At 51.7% G+C, this 22,708-nt stretch carries 22 protein-coding genes; 16 read left to right on the top strand and 6 right to left on the bottom strand.

What is annotated here, in order from left to right; all coding sequences use genetic code 11:
* Window positions 1-42: 42 nt before the first annotated feature.
* From TH5_RS01595 to TH5_RS01525, 15 genes are all read left to right on the top strand, one after another.
* On the top strand, window positions 43-387 hold the full coding sequence (locus tag TH5_RS01595) for a HesB/IscA family protein (RefSeq protein ID WP_097052780.1): 345 nt from the start codon (window positions 43-45) through the stop codon (window positions 385-387).
* A gap of 92 nt (window positions 388-479) precedes the next feature.
* The gene (locus tag TH5_RS01590) at window positions 480-1,130 is read left to right on the top strand and encodes a hypothetical protein (protein ID WP_097052779.1); all 651 of its coding nucleotides are present in this window, start codon (window positions 480-482) and stop codon (window positions 1,128-1,130) included.
* Window positions 1,131-1,416: 286 nt separating this feature from the next.
* Window positions 1,417-2,760: a glyoxalase superfamily protein gene (locus TH5_RS01585; protein WP_147250030.1), complete on the top strand. Its 1,344-nt coding sequence runs from the start codon at window positions 1,417-1,419 to the stop codon at window positions 2,758-2,760.
* A 256-nt stretch (window positions 2,761-3,016) separates the two neighbouring features.
* The gene (locus tag TH5_RS01580; protein ID WP_114120361.1) at window positions 3,017-4,345 is read left to right on the top strand and encodes a hypothetical protein; all 1,329 of its coding nucleotides are present in this window, start codon (window positions 3,017-3,019) and stop codon (window positions 4,343-4,345) included.
* Window positions 4,346-4,436: 91 nt separating this feature from the next.
* Window positions 4,437-5,120, top strand: coding sequence for a hypothetical protein (locus tag TH5_RS01575; protein ID WP_114120359.1), 684 nt, complete (start codon window positions 4,437-4,439; stop codon window positions 5,118-5,120).
* Between the two features lie 85 nt (window positions 5,121-5,205).
* The gene (locus TH5_RS01570; protein WP_147250029.1) at window positions 5,206-5,919 is read left to right on the top strand and encodes a hypothetical protein; all 714 of its coding nucleotides are present in this window, start codon (window positions 5,206-5,208) and stop codon (window positions 5,917-5,919) included.
* Window positions 5,920-5,988: 69 nt separating this feature from the next.
* Window positions 5,989-6,858, top strand: coding sequence for a hypothetical protein (locus TH5_RS01565; RefSeq protein ID WP_114120355.1), 870 nt, complete (start codon window positions 5,989-5,991; stop codon window positions 6,856-6,858).
* A gap of 11 nt (window positions 6,859-6,869) precedes the next feature.
* Window positions 6,870-7,991: a hypothetical protein gene (locus tag TH5_RS01560; RefSeq protein WP_114120353.1), complete on the top strand. Its 1,122-nt coding sequence runs from the start codon at window positions 6,870-6,872 to the stop codon at window positions 7,989-7,991.
* 163 nt (window positions 7,992-8,154) lie between these two features.
* Complete coding sequence (locus TH5_RS01555) at window positions 8,155-9,507, top strand: hypothetical protein (protein ID WP_114120351.1); 1,353 nt, start codon at window positions 8,155-8,157, stop codon at window positions 9,505-9,507.
* 70 nt (window positions 9,508-9,577) lie between these two features.
* A complete protein-coding gene (locus TH5_RS01550; RefSeq protein WP_114120349.1) occupies window positions 9,578-10,006 on the top strand; it encodes a hypothetical protein in 429 nt (142 codons plus the stop codon).
* A 21-nt stretch (window positions 10,007-10,027) separates the two neighbouring features.
* The gene (ruvA, locus tag TH5_RS01545; protein ID WP_114120348.1) at window positions 10,028-10,633 is read left to right on the top strand and encodes a Holliday junction branch migration protein RuvA; all 606 of its coding nucleotides are present in this window, start codon (window positions 10,028-10,030) and stop codon (window positions 10,631-10,633) included.
* Window positions 10,633-11,664, top strand: a complete 1,032-nt coding sequence (locus TH5_RS01540) for a glycoside hydrolase family 3 N-terminal domain-containing protein (RefSeq protein WP_114120346.1) — start codon at window positions 10,633-10,635, stop codon at window positions 11,662-11,664. The genes ruvA and TH5_RS01540 overlap by 1 nt, the downstream gene beginning before the upstream one ends.
* On the top strand, window positions 11,661-12,254 hold the full coding sequence (locus TH5_RS01535; RefSeq protein WP_114120344.1) for a hypothetical protein: 594 nt from the start codon (window positions 11,661-11,663) through the stop codon (window positions 12,252-12,254). Before TH5_RS01540 ends, TH5_RS01535 begins: the two co-directional genes overlap by 4 nt.
* Window positions 12,255-12,689: 435 nt before the next feature.
* Window positions 12,690-14,108 (top strand): AAA family ATPase, encoded by a 1,419-nt coding sequence (locus TH5_RS01530; protein ID WP_114120342.1) that lies wholly within the window; start codon window positions 12,690-12,692, stop codon window positions 14,106-14,108.
* A gap of 169 nt (window positions 14,109-14,277) precedes the next feature.
* Window positions 14,278-15,021, top strand: coding sequence for a PDC sensor domain-containing protein (locus tag TH5_RS01525; protein WP_114120340.1), 744 nt, complete (start codon window positions 14,278-14,280; stop codon window positions 15,019-15,021).
* On the opposite strand, the gene TH5_RS01520 is transcribed toward TH5_RS01525, so the two are convergent.
* Window positions 15,008-15,466 (bottom strand): hypothetical protein, encoded by a 459-nt coding sequence (locus tag TH5_RS01520; protein WP_147250028.1) that lies wholly within the window; start codon window positions 15,464-15,466, stop codon window positions 15,008-15,010. The two genes, TH5_RS01525 and TH5_RS01520, sit on opposite strands and share 14 nt — an antisense overlap.
* A gap of 176 nt (window positions 15,467-15,642) precedes the next feature.
* Window positions 15,643-17,490 carry an RNA polymerase sigma factor RpoD gene (gene rpoD / locus TH5_RS01515; RefSeq protein ID WP_114120336.1) on the bottom strand — a complete coding sequence of 616 codons (1,848 nt, stop codon included), beginning with the start codon at window positions 17,488-17,490 and terminating at the stop codon, window positions 15,643-15,645.
* Window positions 17,491-17,768: 278 nt separating this feature from the next.
* On the opposite strand from rpoD, the gene TH5_RS01510 reads away from it, so the two are divergent.
* Entirely contained in the window at window positions 17,769-18,206 is a 438-nt protein-coding gene (locus TH5_RS01510) for a hypothetical protein (protein WP_114120334.1), read from the top strand.
* Window positions 18,207-18,795: 589 nt separating this feature from the next.
* On the opposite strand, the gene TH5_RS01500 is transcribed toward TH5_RS01510, so the two are convergent.
* From TH5_RS01500 to pncA, 4 genes are all read right to left on the bottom strand, one after another.
* A complete protein-coding gene (locus TH5_RS01500; RefSeq protein WP_147250027.1) occupies window positions 18,796-19,998 on the bottom strand; it encodes an adenylosuccinate synthetase in 1,203 nt (400 codons plus the stop codon).
* A 54-nt stretch (window positions 19,999-20,052) separates the two neighbouring features.
* The gene (locus TH5_RS01495) at window positions 20,053-20,877 is read right to left on the bottom strand and encodes a hypothetical protein (RefSeq protein WP_208638381.1); all 825 of its coding nucleotides are present in this window, start codon (window positions 20,875-20,877) and stop codon (window positions 20,053-20,055) included.
* Window positions 20,878-20,984: 107 nt separating this feature from the next.
* Entirely contained in the window at window positions 20,985-22,013 is a 1,029-nt protein-coding gene (locus tag TH5_RS01490) for a J domain-containing protein (protein WP_147250026.1), read from the bottom strand.
* Window positions 22,014-22,039: 26 nt separating this feature from the next.
* Entirely contained in the window at window positions 22,040-22,693 is a 654-nt protein-coding gene (pncA, locus tag TH5_RS01485) for a bifunctional nicotinamidase/pyrazinamidase (protein WP_244204798.1), read from the bottom strand.
* Window positions 22,694-22,708: the final 15 nt, after the last annotated feature.

Here is a 22,708-nt window from a genome sequence, read left to right as displayed (position 1 = left end):
AGAATGGTCCGAAGTTTTCCTTAAGAAAGATAGGTGACCTTGATGTCTGAAGACGACGAAAACGTTGTGTCCATCACCCTGGAAGCTGAGAATGAAATCAAAAAGCTGATGGCAGCGCATCCCGGTTGTGTTGGCATTCGTCTCGGGGTGTCTTCGAAGGGATGCTCCGGCAAATCATACACCTTCGAACCGATTTCTGAATTGGGCCCATTCGATGAAGTCGTCGATGCAAATGGTGCGGTGGTGGCCGTGGAGCCATTGAATCAGATTGCCCTCTGGGGAACGCAAATCGGATGGGGTGAAGACATGTTCTCGTCCGGATTTACGTTCACCAATCCCAACGAAACCGGCAGGTGCGGATGCGGTGAGAGCTTCACCACCGGATAGCGAACATACCGGTGATCCCGGTTGTAAAACAAAATGTTGCAGCATTGTTTTAATCTCCTCTCTAGCTGCATGCAACACAAGAGGAACGCGTTATGACAGTGAAATTGGGTGTTATTGGCTCGGCTGGCCGACGTGATGATGCTCGTCGCATGAGTGCTGAACTCTACGAAGCCATGCTCGTTGAACTGGAAGCTATTATTGCGTCGCAAGGCGTGTCTCATCTTGTCAGCGGCGGAGCGGCCTTTGGCGACCATCTGGCAGTGACCATGTTCAAGCGAGGAGCGGTTTCAGAACTGACGCTGTTCCTGCCTGCCCCTTTTGACCGGACCAAGCAGGAGTTTCTATCGTCTCCGCGCGATTTTGGTGGGGCTGGCAACACAACGAACCGGTACCATCGGGCTTTTTCCAAGGCGTGCGACATTGATTCCCTTGCGGACATCGGAAGTGTATTGACCAAGGCGCATATCAATGTCGGGCACGGGTTCAAAGACCGGAATCAAATGGTTGCTGGGGATGTTGACGGCTTGGCGGCTTTTACTTTCGGTCCGCTGCGCGAGAACGAACCGGCCGTCCGAACGTTTACTCCAGATGATGACGGATTCAACAGCCACAAGGATGCCGGTCTGAAAGATGGTGGGACGGCTCATACTTGGGGCGAAGCTTGGAAAGTGAAGTCGAAGCACCACATCAATCTTTCAATCTTAGAATTTCAATTGGCAAATCGTCCTCGACTGACACCGTAACCTGCTCCCTTCAAAGCTTTTTGACTTGTCTTTAAGATCGCACGTGGCTGGTTCACCTTTCAATATGCCCCCCTTCGCATGGTGGGGATGGAATATCTGTAACCTCGTGACTTGCGGTGAAAACATATAGTTTTATCGTATTTTTTGAAGGCCGCCGAGCCTACCACCCCCGTCCGCAAGGATTTGGTGAACCGGCATTTATCCATGTCAACACACTACCAGTGAGACATTGGCGAACAAAGCAATGGGGGTCCTTTAACTGCTGAATGTCTGTCTGGAGAATGTGATGACATTACTCGGAAACGAGAATGCTTGTGCGCCCGTCGTAAGGTTGAAGAAGCGAGCTTACAGCATCCAATCAAGAATGAAAGAACTGGGACACCAAGTTTCACTGGCTCATGCGTATGAAATCCTTGCGACCTCATCGGGTTTTAGAAACTGGCCTACCATGAAGGCTAAGGCTAACACATGTGGAAGAAAATTCGAGATTGGCCACGAAATAAAGGTCAAATTCGACGGTGGAAAGCGAACAGTCGCGGCCAATTTGAAGAAACCTATTGAAATCCCTCTACCTGACTGTGTCGATCACTTCGAGGTTGTCGGTCCTCCCGGCCGGACAAGATCGGATGTGCTGGCTGGAATTGCAACAAATGCCATCAATCAGGGCGACTGCTTGGTATACCTTGACGGCGGTGGCAACGCGGTTTCCTGTCAGCGTCTTCGGGAGTTTGCCAGTAAACATGGCCGGGCCAGTGACGTGAATGTCATTAGTTTGCCTTCAGGCCTTACGGGGTCAGTGAGATATAACCCGTTTGCCACCGGGTCGGCTGAGGAGTTAGCCGAACTATTGGCACAGACTTCGGAAAGCGTGTCTGATGAGGAAGATACGGGAAACATTTGGCGAATTCGCGCCAATGCAATGCTCGCCAGTGTACTGCGACCTTTGGTGTGGCTCCGGGACAAGGGGGAGGTCAGGCTCGATGCAGCGACAATCCGCGCCTACCTTTCATTCGAAAAAGTACACGAGCTTCGCCAGCAGGAAGGCGGAATTCCAACTGAAATTCTCAGCCAACTGAGATTGTACCTCAGTTCTCTTCCTCTTTACGATGAGTCGGCCGGGACAGAACAACATCATGTAACCCTGACTCATCACGGCTATCACGTGTTGTTCTTTGACAAGGTGTTGGAGCCATTGGTGACAACTTATGGAGACATCTTCCATCATCATAGCGATGCTACGTCTCTTGATAAAATCATCGCTGAGAAGCGGATCTTGGTGGTTCAATTCCCGAACCTCATGAAAGGTTCCGAAGATATTGGCCACGTGGCCAGGCTCTTCTATCTCGACATCATCAGGGCGATGAAGGCGCGCGCTACTTCAGATGTGTCTGGTGTTGTCACTGCTGTCTTGGATAACTGCGAGGCAGCCCTTCCTCAGCATCTCGATAAGACAATGTCAGAGGCAGGAGCCTCGGGTGCATGCCTTGTTTTCGGATGGCAACATTCGCCTCTGTCGCCTGCTCTGAAACGGAGCGTAAGCATACATCTTTCGGAAGTGGAGCCTGGTAGAGCGACGGTCGTGACAAAGAACGGCCGTTACAATGCAGCAATGAAGCTTGCGGAAGTTTAACCGTTGCACCGGTGGCACCTGGATCTTCGAATTTAGGGCCGCCGGTGTTAAACCCACCACTCAGACGCTGCGGTCTGGCTTGCATACCACTGTGATATGAAGGTTCCAGTCACTATTTTAGCACGGGCGAGGCTTTAGGTTGGATACGCACTTTTCTCCGGCGGGTGACTTCGACAGTTTCTAGCAAACCGCACCCTGTCCCGGTCGCTGAAAGTCCCTACAGGGATTGCACAAAACGATAGCCTTGGAGGTAATAATGTCCAACTTCGGAAAACCAGGCGAATGGATACACGCAACAGTCAATGATTTGACATTCGACGAGGCTATCAAGACAATCTATCACGCTATCATTGAAAGAACCGTCGGTGAGGCAGCTAACCAAGCATTGTTTCCATACGAATGGGTTCTTGCCCCTGACGGAGTTGGACGACCTGAAAAAATTCAGTTGATAGGTCACTGGCTTCGCGTGGAGGCTCGAATAAATCGGCATTCGCTAGCAGAGCCTGAGATGTTGAAACTTCTCACATCAGCCAGCCTTGATGACCTTTGGAAGCATGCACAGGCCCGATTAGAAGCTACCGGCTTCTCTGATACACTGCCGATTGCGCCTGGCGATGAAAGTGAAGTTATTGAGTTCGTTGATGGTTTTAAGCTGGTTTGGTTGAATTGTCCGGAGGCCGTGCAAAACGAATATGCCAATTCGAATATGCCTGGCGTTGTCGGCGAAGGCTTTGGCACTTTGGTGCTCAGAGACCCGGACAATGCGTCGGTTGCCATGCTGGTGCTGAAAGGAACTGAAATCGTTGATATGTGGGGATCAAAGCAAATGCGGGTTCCCTTCCATACTACGGAAACCTACCTCCTTGATGTAATCAAGGAAGAAGGATTTACCCTCGCGCGTCCTTCGGTATTGCATGGCGCTGTCCAGACTGATGATGGCACGATATATGATGTTCGCGATGTGCCAGACGGAAGCACGATTGATGGAGCTTGGGACTTGTCTTTTGAGGGGGAGCTTATTTCCCGGCTTCCATCTGATTTGACCATCAACGGCGGCATGTGGGTCAGGAACTGTGTTTACCTTACCGAGACCCCGAGAAACCTTAAAGTCAAAGATGGAATGATTTTCAGTTCCTGTCCTGGGTTGAGGAAAATCGGAGCAGGTATGCAGGTTGGAGGCTGGGCAAATTTTGAATCTTGTCATCAGCTAAGATGCATTGAAGAGAATGTGGACTTTGGTGAAGCGCTTATTCTCTCTTCGGAAATCGCGAAAATCGAGGCAAGCCCATTCAATGCCGGTGAGTTGGTAATTCGGGGGTCAGGTGTTGCTGTTGGTGTCACTGGAAACAAGGTGCCGCGAGATTCTGAAGGGCGCATGACCATAGACGGTGCGTTCATTCAACGAGCAATAAAGCGGCAAAGACGCGAGGAGCTCGCCCAAATTCCAGTGTTGGCTGCTCGAGTTGCTTACGACCAGGCGAAGAAGAGTATGTCGAACGCAATAGGACCGCTGAGGAAGGCTGTTTCAACGCGAATGGCCAAACCAGAAAAAGACAATGAGGCACCCCCTTCGCCGAAAATGTGACGACGGCGTCGTAGATAGTTCATTAGCTGTTTGCGAAGCGAGTGGAAAGCGCCTCCCCATAACGGCTATATGACGGATGAGGTTTGAGATAGTGAGCGCTGTTCGTTTAATCAGCCGCAGAGTTGAAAGCCTTGACGAAGATTTGGTCAAGCTCGCAGAGATTTGCGAACTTGTTATCAAGGCATTCGCCGCATCTGCTGAAATGTCCCTGCCCGAAAGGGTCGATAAGAGCGTGGATGTATACGTTCATCTTGCGACCGGTACCGAATGCACCAATTGGGATGTGCCTGAGGATGCTCTTGGCTTCCATGCCATCTCTTCTTCTCGACGCTATGACAGCGAAGAAGACGAGTACTATGTCAACACATCTGAACGCCATGAGGTCTTCATTAATCTTGAGGCAGGCCGCCATCTACTAAATCGGTCAGGGCCCTGGCTGGAATGCGATCTGGAGGCCTGGCTTGTCACCATCCCACACGAAGTCTTTCATGCGCTGGAATGGATACAGGAAACCGGCGGGCTGACGCCGGATGAAGTTTACGCCGCTCGGGTCACAGATGGGGACGAGTGGCCCGAGGTCGTGTCGAAAGTGCTGCGGGCCATCGACAAACGATTGGAGAATGGGCAGCAAAGTGGACCGTCTTCAGAATTCGGGGCAACGGAAGACATCATTGAGCAGCGCGCGCGAGACTGGTTTCTTGGCCAACAGGATTTGGTCGCAGAGTTATGTGCCACATTGTATGGCAACAAGGAAAACATGTCTCTGCGTGTTTGATGGCAACCGGTTTGTTGTCGCTTGCCAAGCGATCAGGAATTCTGTGGGAATATTGAAACTGAACTCAAAGTGGACGCACATTATCATGAGACCGCTGCAAAATGTTTCCTCTGAATTTGGAGCCCCCATGGGGCGCCCAGACAATATCTGTAACACAGATTATCCTGTGCAGTTCGAACTTGAACGGTTGAAATGGGTTGATGGTGATTATGACGTGGGTGGAGCCTATTGGGGCCGTCCAGACAATGACTACATTTATCGCGCTGAAGGAGAATCTCTCGACGCTCTGGAGTGCGTTTTCGTCCGTGGCAGGTCGCTAGATGAAGTGAAGGCCGAAATCATCAAGATTTATCCTCAAGCTACGTTTTCCAAGACGGCCGAGCTTGAAGAGTTCCTGTCGGCTTACCGGGAGACTGCACTTGCTATTTCTCCAAATGATTTCTACGAAGAAAACATGGAAGAGGAAAACGAATATCTGGCGGACAGCGGCCGGGAAGTATCGCCGGAATGCGATGCCGCTTTGAGACGCCATTGCGAAGCGTTCCTTGAGGCACATGGTGCTTTGGTGGCAGAAGCAACCGAGAGGCCTGACTACACGTTAGCTCAGGCTGGAAGTGACTTCTGGTTGACGCGGAATGGTCATGGTGTTGGCTATCTAGATCGCAATCTCGACGAGGTTGGGGTTCAGTTGGATGATGCTGCGTGCGCTTTCAAGGAAGTGAACCTGTATATCGGTGATGACAACCAAATTCACTGTGATGACGAGAATTTTGAGCCTCGACCGGCTCCAGGACCGTAATGGCAAAATGAAGCCAGAATAACGATTACTCACGATTTCCTTTTGCCACTACTAACAGCAGGCACCAGAATGACCAGTCTTCTTGAAACCGAAAAGTACTTCGCTGAAAACGTCGATGGCATGATTTTTATCCATCGCTACTCTGATGGAAAATACGTCGCGTGTTATGCGGCTGGGGTGGTAAGGCAATTGCTCCTTAACATCGAAGAGCACGGACCGGATGAAGCTGTCGAAATTTTTCTTAAAGAGAACGACATTAAGGTCTGGAAGAAATCCATCTTTAAAAATGGAAAGGTGCCAAGACATAACATGGCTGCTGAGCAGGGAAAAGAACCTCACCTGATGGAGCTCCGCAAGATTGCCGCAGATAAAGTATTTGCCAACTTCGCGGGGACTGAAGTGCTGGAGGTTAGCCCTTGGCAATATGAGCGCGAGCGCCTATCAAATGAACATCGACGCTTTGTCTGGTTGGCTGCCGACGGTGACAGGAAGGACCCGATGTCTCCGCGTGTGTGTGGTGTCTTTACCGTTGAGTTCGATGGTTTTACTTCTGATGTTGTTGCTGACACCTACATCGAAATTAACGGGTCCAGATACGAGTTGGGAGCATCCGGAATTGACGACCGAAGACAGCTTCGCGAGAAGCGGGATGCCGCCCTCCTTGAAGAATTCGAAGGATACGATTTTGGCAACCTGTCCATAAAGGATACAGATGGATGGAGTTCTGAATCTCCGGGAACACATTACTCGCGGGTGGTCTATTTTGATAACCCAGATGACCCCGACGGAGATTCTATGGTGCTGCACTTCGTTGTGGTGTTTACGGATGTAAACAGCGCCGAAGTCGAAGAGGCGTACGCATTGACATCAGGTGGTTACATGATTGGCAGCCGCCGCGAACTTGAACCTGAAGCCGTCGCTCCAGCAGGCCCGAGATAAGGAACAGAAGAATGACTGTCAGAGTTGGATTAAAAGGCCTTATTGGAGAAAAGTTCCTCTATTCCCAACAGGGCAAATTTGCCGGGAATGCGAAGCCGTGCACAATTGTCGAGTATGTGGAAACGACCCGCGGTCGCATCAGGAACTATGGATTAAAACCCGGCAATTACATCAACAATGCATGGTTCGTCGTTGAGTTCGAAGACGGCTCCCGTAAAGAGGTCGGGGACCACCAATTACAACGAGTTGATGGTAAGCCAGACAGACTGTTGAACAGGGAAGAACTGTATCTGAGCGCCCTCCCGAAGACTGATTTTTGGGAACTGGACCTTGTTTATTCCGCCAATCACGGCGAGGGTATGGTTTCCCGTATTGACTGGGAGAGCATAAAAGACAGAACCAGTTCTGATGTGTATCATGTCTTCTTCACCAACGCAGATACGGCCCTCAGAGTCGGAGGAGACGAACTCCAGCTGCTGGAACGCGGCAAGGTCTGGCGGCGCGCGCATGGTTTGCCACTCGGGTTTGCATCGGTCGAAGAGCATGCTGCGTTCGCTCTTCTGGTTGGTGAGTACCAATTTGTTCCAGGTAAGCCTGACCCGGTTGTGGCCATCAACACCGACGAAGCTGATGGACTTGTCTGTAGTAAGCTTGGAAGTGATGGGACTCTGGCTGCTGATGCTGAAGACTGGGCGGCGGGAGGCTCTCTGGTTCTGTTTACTGATAGAGAACTTGGACGTCAGGTCTCCGACCATCAAAAAGCACTCATCACGAGTTTGAAACTGGAACCAGTCATTCCAAAAACAGAAGATGACTGGGAAGATCTATTCAAACCTATCCAGAACCCGACAGAGGATGCATCCTTCAATGGATGGTTGTTTGATAAAACGCAAGCAGCGTGGGAAATCTTACAGGCAACAGACCCTTATAAGTGTTGGTCATGGTTGGAAGTCGACGGAAAAGGCTACATTGCTACCGGCTTACACGTAGTCGATACATTGGGCTACTTCATTACGGAGAATTCTTGGAAAGGCTATCCTGAATTCGATTTCAAGATTGAAGATCTTGACAGTGATCTTGAAGATGACCTTGACGACGAAGATGATTTTGAGGGGCCCGCCCCTCTCCCGTAAGCCTGTCCTATGACTGTCAAAAGAATACCCGAGAACATTTTTGCTATTCTTTCCATGGCGTTTTTTGCATTCGTCTGCCAGATAGTATGAAGGAATTCTCGTTCTAAAGACGGTCGTGCCGATTTGTCTTTTGAAGATGGCCCCGATTTGAAGGAAAACACTGATGCTCAGACCAGATAGAACGCAGCTTCCGGCGTTTGCGGGCAATGCCGATAACGAAGTCGTTGCGCAGGACCCGTTTGATGAGGAGGCCCTCAAGCAACGGTTCGAACAAATTTCTGTCGCCTATGACGATGGGCGCATTCCGCAGGCAGATGGAGACCAGGACGAGGCCCTGTTCCGGGACTTTGATGCCGACGCTGCTGCTCCAGTTGTTGCTGAAGGCGCGGCCCCGGCCGGGCAGATTGGTTATGATGGCCCAGAACACAAGCGTATCCCTTTGACGCCACAAGGACGGGACGCCGTCGCTCAACTGGGAACCAGGCGCCAAAATGAAGTTGTTGCCCAGGAAGAAGGTGGCGAACTTGCGATGGTCGAGCCACGCTGGTACTCCCTGTCGGAATTGCCGGGCTATATGGGCGGTGGCCGTCGACCGGGCGGGCGGGACAATCTCGGCGAAGGCATTCGCATGATTGGACGCACGATTTTCCGAGCGATCCCCTGCTATGCCAGAATGGAGCAGATTTGCCGGAACGATCGGAGAGACCCACTGGGTGAGGTCCGTGTGCTGGCAAACATTGCCGGAAGAGGCCCTACCCCGGAACCCGAGCTTCGTGCCATGGTCGAATGGGTTCATGCCAACGGCAGCGTGGTGAACAACAGCACGATTAATTTTGACAACCTGATGCCAGGCTACCGCCCGAGGGTAATTCTGGCCGTTGGCAAAGAAGACAGCTATCTGCTGGTGCAGGACAGCAGAGCTAATGGGGCACCCGTCGAGGGAACCTATATTTACACGTGGCGCGGTGGCCATGCTTTCTATCAAGGCAGGGAACTTTCTGCACAAGCGCAGGAGCGCCCGGCAATCGCTGGACCGGCGGCCCGTGACCTTGCTGTCACCGACAATCAGGTTGCAGAGATGGGCCAGATTGCAAGGGCGGTCGCAGCTCAGCCAGAACCTGCTGCAAACGCGAGGCCTCGCACTCGTAGAGGCCGTAAACCGGCTGTAAGTGTGTTTGTCAGTGAAGATGCGATCGAGGAAATCGTCTTAAACTCGGAAGCTGACAAAGCTGAGAAAAAACAAAAAGCCGAACGCAGCGTTCCACCGCTGAAACTGCTACGCGAAAGTGGATATAATGTCGTTCCGTCCGACAGTGGCCCTGAACTCAGGAAAGTTCTGGCGAACGGTACTGTGGTTGTTGTTACTCCGGATGACGGCAAATCACTGTCGCTATCAAGATCGTTCGAATGTCGCATTCTTGATGGCGACATGGTCATTGCCGACACGGTTGCCCTCAATGCTGGCGATGTCGAAGACTGGGTCCAGTCAGAAACAAGTCCGGGAATGAAGCCCTGATATCCTTTAATATGTTGACGTTTTCCTTTGGTCACGGGTAATATTCCTTAAACCATAAGGAGAACGTCACATGTCGGATTTTGATGGTGCTGTAGAGCAGACGGCCGACCGCGACACCAAACCTGCTCGTACAGCCTCCAAGCTTCCATTTGTCTCGATTAAATCGCGTGCGCGCTTCTACAACCTGCTTGCCGAGAGCATTGGTGGTGGTGCCAGCCTGATTGATGCACTGGATACTTTGCATGCGGCAATCGAGAAATATGAGGCAGTGCATGCCCAAAGCCGTGATTTGCTGGTTACTATTGATACCATGCGCCAATACGCCAGGTCGGCCGTAACCTCGGGTCGAGCCGCGGAACCTACGCTTCATGACATCATTTTTACCGGCTTCGGGCATGCGTTCCTGCCTGAAGAAGCCGTTCTTTTTGGCCAGAAGCGCCAGGACCACACTGTCTCCCTCCTAAAAAGGGTTGCCGAAGTGTTGCGACATCTTTTGTAGTTTTTTAGGATCGACACCGAAATGATAGCATATCTAAGCGGCCGCTTTCAGTCGAGGAACGGCAACTCTCTCGTCATTACGGTCAATGGAGTTGGTTATCTGGTTCACGTTTCCACCGCCACACTCGGTAGTCTTGCCGAGTTGGGTCAAGAGATTGAACTTGTCATCCAGACAATTGTGAAAGAGGACGCCATCACTCTATATGGCTTCCGTACGGATGATGAGCGTGAGGTATTCCAGCTTCTGACGTCTGTTCAAGGGATAGGTCCCTCGGCGGCGCTGTCGATTTTGTCTTTGGGAAGCTGTGCCGACATTGTTGGCGCCCTGGCATCTGAAGACGAAAACTATTTTGCCAAAGCAAACCGTGTTGGGAAAAAGACAGCCGGGCGACTGGTTGTTGAGCTCAAGGCCAAAGCCGCCGTGCTTGCGCGCGGTATTGGCTATGCTGCGGGATCGAGTGGCAGCACGCTTGAACGCGATGCCCAGAACGCCATGCGCAAACTCGGGTTTGGCAATGGGGAAATAGCACAACGTTTTGTCGTGGTCAGAGAGCAAGGCCCACTGCCTGAGAGCGTTTCAGAAGTGGTTGCGATGCTGCTTCGCGTGCCTGCGCCCAGGGTCGGCTAATGCGTCTGTCCATGTTGCCTCTGGCTATCGGGATTTCCCTGTTGGGCTTCATGTCACCAGCTCATGCCGCTGATGATGGCGTATCCGATAGGAGCATTATCAAATCGTTGATTGCGACCAGCCGACTGTACGGGAAAGGCCGGGACAATCACGGCGCCTACATTCTCTTCCAGCGCGATTTCGACCAGAATCCTTTGATAGCGTGCGAAATCAAGAAAGACGAACCTGAGGTTCTGATACTCGTCGATCAGGAAGGCGGCCCTGTGGTCCGTCTAAGGTCTCCTGTAGAGGCTATCCCTCCTGCCCCGACAGATGCACCGCTTATGGGCCAGGACGAATACAGCGTCAGGTCTCGGGCATCTGGGCGCGCGTTGAGACAAGCCTGTATCGACATCAACTTGGCGCCGGTGGTAGAGCCGTCCAATCCGTTTGTTCCGCAAAGGTCCGCGGGCGTCGACATGGAAGTCGTGGAACGATATGCCCGAATATTCGCTGATGCCATGGTGCAGGAGGGAGTGGCGCCGGTGCTGAAGCACTTCCCGGGAAGAACAACCTGGTCGAAATCAGCCAAAGACCACTGGGCTGTCGCAGATCGCGCGCAGAGCGAACCTGTGTACTTTTTTGAGACTGTGCCTGGCGAGTTTCGAAGCAATGCCCGAGCGTTCCAGGCCGAGCCTCCCTACTCCGTCATGATGTCGAATGCGATTTATGCAGGCTGGACAGACGACCCGGCTATCCTGGACGACGGGATATACGAGTTACTCCGCAAAGACCTTGAGTTTGACGGCGTTGTGTTTTCGGATGCCTTGGATGAGCTGGCGCTGACGAAGGAAACGACCCTGTCCATTGTTCAGCACGCAGACATGTTCATTATCGCGGACTACACAAATGCCCGGTTGTTTGAAGAATACGTGGTCAAAGGACTTGCCGACGGAACAATAGAGCGCTCCAGCCTTCTTGAAAAGCGTGACCGAATTCTGAAGCTGAAAAAATGGCTGTCTGACTATGGCAAGAAGGAGGTCGTACAGTGAAGTTGTTTCCGGAAGTCATAGTCGAAAACTTCTTGCCTGATGTCGTCATCTTTGATTTTGAGGCAAGCGGTCTGCACGAGGGCAGTTATCCCATCGAGTACGGCATCGCGACATGCGATCTCGACATTCAGAGCGCACTTATCAAACGGCATGATACGTGGAAAGAGCGCGAATGGGATGAAACTGCGGAACGCGAAATTCATCACATATCGCGAAAAATGCTGGAGACTTCGGGAATTTGGCCGGAACAGGCTGTCGCCAATATTCGGAGGGCTGTTGTTGGACGAACAGCTTATACGGACTCTCCGATCTGGGACCAGAGATGGGTAGATGAGCTATTCATTGCGGTGACAGGGTCATGTGCGCCCTTTGTGTTCAGACATGTGCTCTACGATCTCCTGGCTGGCATCGCGGGCAAACGAGGTATTGATGCGGAGATGTTGATCAAGCTCGTAGACGAAGTCTCGTCTCAGTCCCCTTCTACGCATCGTGCAGGGCCGGATGTTGCACGGTGGGTTCGCACGGCTTATGCCTTGCAGCACACTCCTCTAAGCGCTGAGGTGTTTTACGCGGACCATGAGACTGCGTAGTCCAATCCAGCATCCGCAAACAGCCGTTGAGAGCAGCGCAAACCAAATGAGCTTGGGAAACATCGTCAAGTGGGCAGCTTCGTTTGAGAAAGCTATTGGTGCTGTTTCAGAAGCCAGCAAAGCGACCAGCGCGAGCCCATAGCTGATGACTGTCTCCGACAGATAACACCACCAGTCACTACGCCTCATGACGATAAAAGTCATCAGCAAGAAAATATAAGCGATGTAAATGCTCATGCGATATCCTTGGGTGAAAGCAATTTATTCTTGAATCGTCGCATCAGTCTTTAAAACGGTCAAACTTTTTGCTTTATATAAGGAAATTCATATCGTTTTGCTTCCTTTTTTGAAGGAACTAAATGTTTGATTTGTTTCCAGAATTTCTCTATACCTTGCGAAGTCATAAAATTGACAAGCACGAATGGAGACCATTTCATGGGTGACAGTATTCTTGAGCAAGCTCTCTCTTGTTGGCTGACTTTGCCGGGCGAGAAAGAACGAGTTGATGGCGTATGCTTGTCTCTCGTTGAACTGACAATCAATAAGCAGCCTCATTTTTCCGAAGCGATTATCAAAGCTGGAAAAGGTAGCCATAAAGCAGCGTATTCAGCAGCATTGGCGTTGCTGGAGGATAATAATACAGTGGACCTTGGACGTTGCTGGTTGTGGGTTTCTGCTTCGTTGGGAAGTATTGCTGCCGCGCGTGAACTCGCCGAAGAGTTAACCCTTGAAGGTTCTGAAGAGAAGCTGCAAAGGTCACAATCCGAGATTATTTCGCTTGTCCGAACCTGGTTGCAAAGAGCCAATGCAATGGAGCGTGAGCAGATTTTGCAATCGACTTCGGTTAAGCCCAACGAAACTCGTGGCCTCTTTCAGAATTCAAATCACCCAATGGCCGACAGCCGTCCTGGTTACACTGTACCAAGCCTTGAGGAACCTGGCGTGGTTGTCGTGGAAACCATCGGTGATCCTTATTCGAAAGAAGGCCTCGAAATTTCCAAAAGGTACAGCCACCTGATTGGTAAGTCTCTGCCATTCAGAGGCGTCCTTCCAGACCCTGAAGAGTTCGCTGAAGAAATGCTGACGGTATTCCCATGGGTTCCCACGTTGGCCCGATATCTTCAAGGGCAACTCTCAATTTTGCAGTCAAGCAACCTTGAATTTCCCAAGTTGCCACCGCTTCTGCTTGTTGGTCCATCTGGTGCTGGCAAGACAACTATTCTGGAGTGGATAGCAAACAAGTGCCAAATGCCCAATATGACGATACCGGTGGGTGGTACGCATGACAGCGCTGGCTTGACGGCTATTTCAAGGGGGTGGGTATCTACTAAACCATCTGGCCCCGTTGAAATCATGGCTGACAGTGAATGCTGTAACCCGGCTATTATTCTCGACGAGGTCGATAAAGGTGTTTCTGACGCCTCAGGCAGAAACGGGTCAGTAATGGGGGCCCTATTAACCATGCTGCAACCTCCGGCAGGCGGCTACAGAGACGCCTGCTTGCTGGCCAATGTGGATTTGACCAATATTACGTTCATGGGTACTGCAAACTCACTGAGTGCGCTGACAGACACTTTCCGCAAGCGTTTCCTTGTGCAAGAGATTCCAGCGCCGGGTCCGGAACATTTCGAACAGATCCTGCCGCGGGTTATGGCCAAAGAGGCTTCCAGGTTGGGAATGCCGACATACTGTCTTCCAGACCTCGGTCCAGGAGATAAAGCATGGCTGAAATCCGTATATGAAGGTTCGCAATGTTCGATTCGGCAACTGGAACAAGCATTCCGCGTTATCAACGGCGAAAATGCGGCCGCAGAAGCTGAGCTGAGAAAACAGGGAAGCCTGATGATGCACTGAGCTGCTTTCCATTTAGCTCCAAATTTTCCTGAGTCTTATCAGGCCTATCGGCGGTGGTTGCATCTTCCAAGCAACCACCGCATTGTTGCTATGCGATATCCGAACGTTTACACCTCCTCTCCCTTAGGGTAGCTCTCTGCGCCAGCAGTAAGTTTAAGTGTGGTGTTAAATGAAGTGGTTTCTTGTCTCGGCATTCATATTTTTAAGCATCAGCGACGTTGGCGCTGAAGAGCGTGCCAGCGCGTTGGCTCTCGAGAACAGCGCGATTACGCTGGTCAGCAATATCGATGGCGTACTTCATCAAGCAGAGGGTGTGCTGCGACGCTCTGCTGATCTTCTGCGGGACCGCAGAGGGATGAGTGAAATTGTCGTCCAGGCGACCTTGGCGAAATATGCGGATGATGCGTCCGGCGTGCGGGCGATATTGTTCATTGACGACAAGGGCATATTGCAGATCGATTCAACCCGCTACCCGGCCGACAAGCTGAACTTGTCTGATCGGGATTATTTCATTGATGCCTTGGGACATCATACGGACCAGGTGAGGGTTGGTGCTCCGGTGACCGGTCAGCAGTCTGGGGTTCCCTTCCTGCCAGTCACGACGAAGGTTGCCAGCTCAAATGGCAACGTGATGGGGGTTCTTATTGCGGTCATGACACCTGATGTTCTGGTGTCGTTGAGCAAAACGTGTGAGTTCTGCTTTATTTCTGTTTTCACCCAAGATGGTTCGCCATTGATTACGGTGCCGTCTCAGATTGTTTTGCCGTCCGACTTTTTCGAGCATCTGGGAGTAACCGATGAGTTGACCGGCACGGCCGAAACGCGATTAAAGACCTACCCGGCGCAGACAGTGTGGCGGAAGTCTACCGAATTCCCGATAATCGTAACTTCATCATTTGTTACCAGATATTAGTCGTTTTCTTCGGTGCGCCTTCGATCTGTTTGGCAAGGAACTCAACGGCGGCGACTTGGTCATCCATGTTAAAAGCGCTGACGGGTTTCCCTATGCGCTTTTCCATTTCGTCCCATAGGGCGGCTGGTGATTGACCGGTTTCTTCTCCGACCGTCACAATAAGCCGTCCTATGCGTTCATCAGGAATTCGTGGGCTATTTACGAACGAAGCGTAAATCATGATGCCGACAAGCGCACCGGTTACTGCCACCGCTAGAGAATAAATGGCTCTTAGGTAGAAGGGATATGCTTCTGCGCGCTGATGCGTTCTTCGAGGCATCGCGGAGGCTAGATTTCTTTGAAGGTTGGCATCAAGCATTGAACGGGTCCGAATATTTTTCAGTGCGGTCGCAATATCTATCTGCATTTTTCCTTTGACGGAAGGCGCACTTTTACCATAAATCAAGAATTCTTGCGCAACGGAACGACGGTCATTTATTCGCGTAAGAAGAATCCTTTTCTTTCAATGCTTTGTGTTGGTTTGTTCGCATAATGAGTTTCATTGGATGGTCTGCAATGTGATTTTTTTTCTCTGGCAATGTTGTCTGAGAAACGGAAAAGGCGGGAGAACCCGCCTTTTTTCTATTCCAAGAAGCTTCTTAGTCGCTTGGATCTGTTCGGATGTTTCAGCTTTTTCAAGGCTTTCGCCTCGATCTGTCGGATTCGCTCTCGCGTCACACTGAAAATATGGCCAACTTCCTCCAGTGTGTGGTCTGAGTCTTTTCCAATACCAAACCTCAGCCGAAGCACCTGCTCTTCCCTCTCGGTCAGTGTCGCCAGTGCTTCCTTCGTTGACTCCTCAAGATTACTCTGGATGGCAGCATCTAGAGGCTGCACGGCACCACGGTCTTCAATGAAGTCACCAAGCGTGCTGTCGCCGTATTCATCGCCCACCGGGGTGTCCAGGCTGATTGGTTGCGATACCAGTTTCATGACCTTGCGCACTTTCTCAATCGGAATCTCCATGAGTGCGGCGACTTCATCCTGTGTCGGCTCTTTACCATGTTCGGTAAGGTACTGACGGGAAACACGCGAGAATTTAGTCACGGTTTCAATCATATGAACCGGCACGCGAATTATTCTGCTTTGGTCCGCAATGGCGCGCGTAATTGCCTGGCGTATCCACCACGTAGCGTATGTGGAAAACTTGAACCCGCGGCGGTATTCGAATTTTGTCACCGCTTTCATGAGGCCGATATTGCCTTCCTGTACCAGATCAAGGAAGGCCAGTCCGCGGTTCGTGTACTTTTTAGCGATCGACAGCACAAGGCGCAGGTTGGCAGATGACATCTCGTGCATCGCTTTTTCACTGTCGCGCTGGGCTCGCTGAAGGTTCGCTGAAATAGCGCGAAGCCGCCTTGCCGACATTTCTGCTTCATCCTCCACTCTAGATAGATCGGATAGCAGGCGAGAAGCTTTAGTCTGGTATTCGTGCTTCAGCTTTCCCCATCCTGGATGCTTGCCGGAGGTTGAGGCTTGAGCCGTCAACCATTGCTCGCAGACATCGGCAACGAGATAGTCTTCGAGAAACTCTTCCCGAGGTATTCCTGCTTTCATTGCCAAAGCGAGAAGCTTGCCATCAATAGGGAGCAGTCTGGCGTGCAGATCTTTGATGATGTTGACGATATCTGAAATGCGATTTGTGTTAAAGCGCACGTTATTCACGACTTCGACGATGTTTGCGCGCACTTTGGCACGCTCTTCATCGTTGGCCGCAGACTGCTTTAATTGCTCTTCGAGACCCGGGAGCTGGTCAAGAAGCTCAATCACCTGAGGAAATACCTGCTCTTCCTTCAGATGGGCGGAGATGTCGTCAGTATCGGCGTCGCTATCCGATTTCTGAAGAGCTGAACCAACATCTTCGTCGGCATCGCTCGCATCATTGTTGCCTGCATCTTCGGAGTACGTCGTCTCTAGATCGATCAGGTCACGTAGAAGCATCCTTCCGCCGACCAGATCGTCTCGCCATTTCACAAGCTGGGCTATGCCTGGCGGGGTGTCGCAAATGCCAAGAAGCATGGCCTCGCGGGCGGCTTCGATGCGCTGGGCGATTTCGATTTCACCATCGCGGTCCAACAGCGTCTGATTGGCCATTTCCCGCATGTATTGACGTACCGGGTCATCAATACGGCTGGTATCCGCATTGCTGATGTTACCGGTTGACTCTTCGTCGTCGTCCTCTTCATCCGGATCGTCGTCATCTGCACTGTCGGGAATATCGTCGCCATCAATGACGGAGATCCCCATAGTGGTCATCGAGGCAAGGAACTTCGTCGTGACACTGTCATCTGTACCATCTGGTAACGCGGCCTGAATTGTGCCGGTCATAATGAAGCCGTCACGTTTTGCGCGGTTCATGAGGTTCTTGATGATATAACCAAGCTGTTCAACGCCATCGTCGGAGCTGTTCGATATGCCGATGTCCGCCATTCTTCCCCCTCAAGGTGTTGCCTCTTTGATTTGGACAGAGTCTGAGTCTCTTCGCTTTGACATCAAAAAGGCGCGGGATGCTTTTTAGGAACAACAAAGCAAAATTTGTTGCAGTTATCCCCAATCTACGTCTTTTTCCTTTATCGTCAAGGATTGTTTAAAGGAAAATGCGCTTAATTTCCTTTACGGCGTAAGGACTGCTTATTTGTGAGTTGCAAGTATAGCGTTTACAGTCCGTTCAAGTTATTGGATTTGGCCCTGATAAACGGATGTGACGCATGTGGAACTGGGAAAGCGAGACCGCTGAAGAATTGAAGAAAAGCGCGGGGTTCTGGGCCAATCAGTTTTCGCCAGGAGACGACGGCTATGCCGAGCTGGACCATCTAGAATTCTCGTTTAATCGCCTTTATGACCTATCAAAGTTTGGGTCAGTCGAAGACTGGTCCGAATGGTTTCGCGAAGAGCGAGAAATGTGGGCTGAGGAGGGTCGTCCGGACTACTACGATGACATCGTTGAAAATGAAATCGTCGAACCAGTTGTCATTGTCGAAATCGGAGAGAAATCGTACATATGGGATGGCAATCACCGAATTGGCGGCAGCCTGAGCATCAATAGGGCAACAATCCCGGCTATAGTTGGCACTGTTAAGCCGGAGTACCGGAACTTGTACGAGGTGGGGGCTTCGATTGTGGCAGCCGAGCTCACACTCCGCTAATCTGCTATGGAAAGGACGTGAACTATGGACGTGGAATCATTCCGAGGTAAAAGATGCTGGCGCCATGACCGTCCAAAGCCAGCACACCTCCGATATTTGGGTGTTACGGGCGCGGAAATAGAAGACGCAGTGGGGCCCTATCGTTTTGACTTTAACACGTTGACTGTCGCGGCTCGTAACGGGCTTCAAAATATGCTTGTGCCGTTCGGGGGGTTGTCTAGCGTCTGCTCCGGGAGACCAGCGGTCAAGTTTCGGACACGTGAGGCGGAAATCCTTCTAACGCCTGATGAAGTTTGTCGGCATGCGATTGGCAATTTAACTCCGGAAGAATTCGGAGCTATTTGTGATGCCGTAGGTGCGACATGGCATTTGACCAGCTACTTCTATGATCCTGAGACCGGTGTTTCGTTTTACAACTTGGATGACGAAGAAGATATGGGAGATGAACAGGACTTGTCCTCGCCAACTCCTCGTTAATCAGGTTGCACTTTGTAACACTTGTCTTTGCGCCGAATTGTCAGCGGAAATCTCTCATTAGTGTCGACCAAAGAAACGTTCTCGCACTATCCAATCACTGTGAGATTAGGGGTTAAAGGGGGAAGAAAGACACTGCATTACGGGTTTCACCGCGCGAAATGAAAGCATGTGTGGCACGGACACTTTCCGAGACCCTTCTGATGAACGTTTCCTGATCTGTTCGATGGACTTTACAGCCTTCAGCATATTCGAAAACCTCGGGAACCTGGTCCAGGCACGTCAGAACAAGGTGCAAATGGCCATTGATATCTCTTGGGACATCCCGGAAATCAGTAAGGATTGATTTGCCAAGTAATTCCGTGTCGAGACGTGCAAACCGCAATCCTCCCTGATAGGGATGAGGTTTGTTTGTTTTGTCCACGATGCCATACGGAGCCTCGGGCAGTTCATTGTCGAGCGGACCGGCTCCGTGCCGCGTTTTGTAACAGCGGCTCGCATAATAGATGTTGAGGTCCGTCAGTCCCACAGACGCTGCGATCTCGCAAGCATTGATGACACCCGTGCGAGAGCGCGTTACGTGCGGGAAATGCCCCCTTTCACTGTCCAGGAGCAGGCCTTGAGCCCCCTCGAAAATGATATGCTTTCGTTTCCCGGACAGACAGGTTTCCGTAAAAATCTCGACCTGCTGCAAAAAGCGTTGCGCATCAATAAGCCAGCGTTCGAGCAGTTCATTGCTTTTGATAAAACCCGCCCGCGCATCGTCGACTTCTGAAACTCCAAGGTCGGCCAGCCTTTTGGGAACCCAGTGGTCTCGGATGCGTCCCAGTTGGTTGCGGGTGGCATCAATGTCGGAGAGCTCGGCGACAGTCAGGCGGAACTCGGCATGAGTGTTTCGCTCGATCGTTTCACCGTAGCCCACGCCAACAGACCCGTGCCTGTTTGAACCACGCGCGTCTTCGGCAATTTCGTTGATAAGCATGTCGAAATAGGTCGTTACCTCGCAGCGGGGGTCAACCACAATTTGAGGGAAAGGCCCATCAAACTCTTCAAGTTCCCGGAAGAACAGGGCCGGATTGACAGCAAAGAACCGGCTAAGAAAAGTTTTTGCACCGGTATAGGTTCCAGAGGAAAAGTGACTGAAAACATGCCGTTTGCCATCTGGTGTGCAGACCGTATGACCCGCTTGGGCACCCCCATTGTGTCGGACCACCCATGTATCGCGATAGTGAGCGTGATAGGCAAGGAAATCGGTCGTCAGTCCCTTCCCTTCATCACCAAAGCCCGCACCGATGACAATGTCTGCCTTCCTGGTCATTTTTTCCTCCGGGGAAACCGGGCGCACCAACGGAGGCGCGCCCGTGTTGCGACGTTACAGGGCGATGGGTCCACCGGTAGATCCTGCGTCCGTGTACGGGGTCAAAGACTTGATGGCATCCGCCACGACCAGGCTTGTATCGCCCGACCAGCTATTGACGACGTCATCCTTGTCACGACCGGCACGCAATTCCAGAATACTGATCATGACTTCGGTCAGCTTGGTGTCATCGGAGATCGGAACAGCGCGTTCACCCATGACCTTCAGCCATTCATCCATCGTGTCGCGACGGCCTCTTGCCTGCCCGACATTGGTCAGCACAAAATGGTAGACATCGAACGTCCGTTCCGCCATCTGGAGAACCTGTTCCGTTTCCAGGTCTTCCTGAAGCGTGTCGCCGAACACTTTGCTTACCTGTGCTTTCGTCAGCTTGGGCGGTGGCAGCTCGTCACCATAGGTGAAGAGAACGCCTTTTTTGCCCCGCTTTTCGAAGCTGTCCATCGAGGTGCGGGTTGCTGCAAAATACCACGGGAGGTGATAGCTCTCGTAGGAGTTTCCCCCGCCGCCCTGCTCGAGATAAATCTTCTGGAGCTGTTCCGCAATACGGATATCAGCTTCCCACTGCGTTACCTGGAGAGGTGCGCTGTCATAGTCCGCGTCACCGATGGCCATGAACATGATATGTGGGTCGGTAACCGGTTTACGGTCATAGACATCTGTAGCCATCGTATGAAGGCGGCCACGCATGAATTCGTGCGCAAGAGACCCCATTGAACCGGTCACATCACCGCCGATGATGATTGGGGTGGCATTCGGGTTGTCATCGCTGTCACGTGATTCGCGCAGCTTGATATTTTTCGGGTCGAAGTCGTCGGACATCGACCGGCTTGAGAAAACTTCGCTCTTGGATCTTCCGGCGACGTGAGACCTTGTGTAACTGGCCCACGCATCTGAATCCCATCTTCCTGAACCCATGGTTCTTCTCCTTATAGTGCTGGATAAATGTCGCTTGGACTTACTTCGAGCTTGGTGAAGCGACGGTCGCCAAAGCTCGCATCTCTAACCCGTTCCCAGTGTCCGTATTCCTTGAAGGCATCTGCGCTGCCAGGAATTTTCAGCCACGAGGCGAGAGGTTCCGGGATATCGGGTCGTTTACCAATCAGCTCCCGGCCGATTGCTTTGATGCTTTCGATGTCGAGGGATGGACTGGCAATCTTGTCATTGCGCAATGACCGTGGAGCGACACGGTAGGTGAATGGTGGCAGATGCGACAGACGCTCCCCCACCGCTTTCGTGTACCACCAGCCACCCAGCAATACGCACGAGTGATATTTGGGCGACACAAAGACCGTGTCCGGTGAAATTGCGTTATGTGCCAGCTTCGACCACTTCAGCCAGCACGCGATGTTGAGCAGTGAACTCATAATCCATGCGACATGTTTTGGGTCGAGGTTTCCACCCAGGTGAGTCACAAGATCGGACAATCTGATGAGGTCTTTTGTTTTCTTGACGATAACCAGGTGTCCGTCCTCTGTATCCGCAGACTTCACGATTTCCGGCAGATAGCGAGAGCATTCTTCTCGCATGCGGTCGCTCGCGTAGGTAAATCCGGCCATCGTTTCCAGTGCGGCACGGAAAAGCGCGCTATTTCCGCCATCGACCAGAAAGGCAACAGAGTTCTGACAGAAATATGACCTGCCCAATTCGAATGCCTGCGCCTGGACATAGTGCAGCAGGATGTCCTTACCGTGCTTAACGGGGACTGAGAGGCTGCCCCTTCCCGCCCAGGTGCCATTCTGCAATTGTTTGTCCACGGTATGCAGCAGGCTGTTCAAGTGCTGGAAAACATCCGTTGCAAGTGGTTCCGACCGGTTATGATCGGGGTGCCATTTGACGGCGAGCTGTTTAAAGAGCTTGCGTGCTAGTTCTCTGTCCCCCGGGAATAGCCGATGTGGCTGATCCACGGGGACGGCGAGAATGTCGTGTGCCGACATGGCAAGAATGGTTGGTGACATTGAACTGTGTCCTGCGGTAGGTCGCCTTAACTGGAGATGTCCGACGACTGAATGAAGGTGACCCCGCAAGCTTTCAATTTCTCGTAGGCGTCATCCATGGTCGTTTTTCCTTCAGAAGTCGGCATTCCGATGCCTCGGCAACCGTCTTCGACAAGGAAAACCTGATATCCGAGTTTCGTGGCATCTTCGGCCGTGTACGCAACGCAGAAGTCCGTGGCCAGACCGACGAGGAACAAGCGTTTGATACCGCGAGCTTTCAGATAGGCATCAAGCCCGGTCGTCGTGGTCTGATCGTTTTCAAAGAAGCCGGAATAGCTGTCGACCTGCTTGCGGAAGCCTTTGCGAATGATGGCTTCGATGTATGACTGGTCGACGTCTTCATGCGTTTTGGCTTCCGTCGTGCCGCGCGGAGCATGGTCCGGCCACAAGACCTGTTTGCCATACGGCAGGTCGACAACATCGAAGGGTGCTTTACCAGGATGGTTCGAAGCAAAGCTGCTGTGATCTTTCGGATGCCAATCTTCAACTGCAACAGCGCGCTGGAACACCGGGAGGAGGGTGTTAATCACGGGCAGGATCTCGTCACCGTTCGGCACAGGAAGCGAACCGCCAGGCATGAAAGTCGGCGTCGCATCGATAATGCACAGCATGTCAGTTTGCATCAGTTCAATCGTAGACATGGTAAGTCTCCTGAT

This window comes from Thalassospira xianhensis MCCC 1A02616 (assembly GCF_003326475.1).
Lineage (GTDB): Bacteria > Pseudomonadota > Alphaproteobacteria > Rhodospirillales > Thalassospiraceae > Thalassospira > Thalassospira xianhensis.
This window is presented reverse-complemented; position numbering and strand designations above follow the sequence as displayed.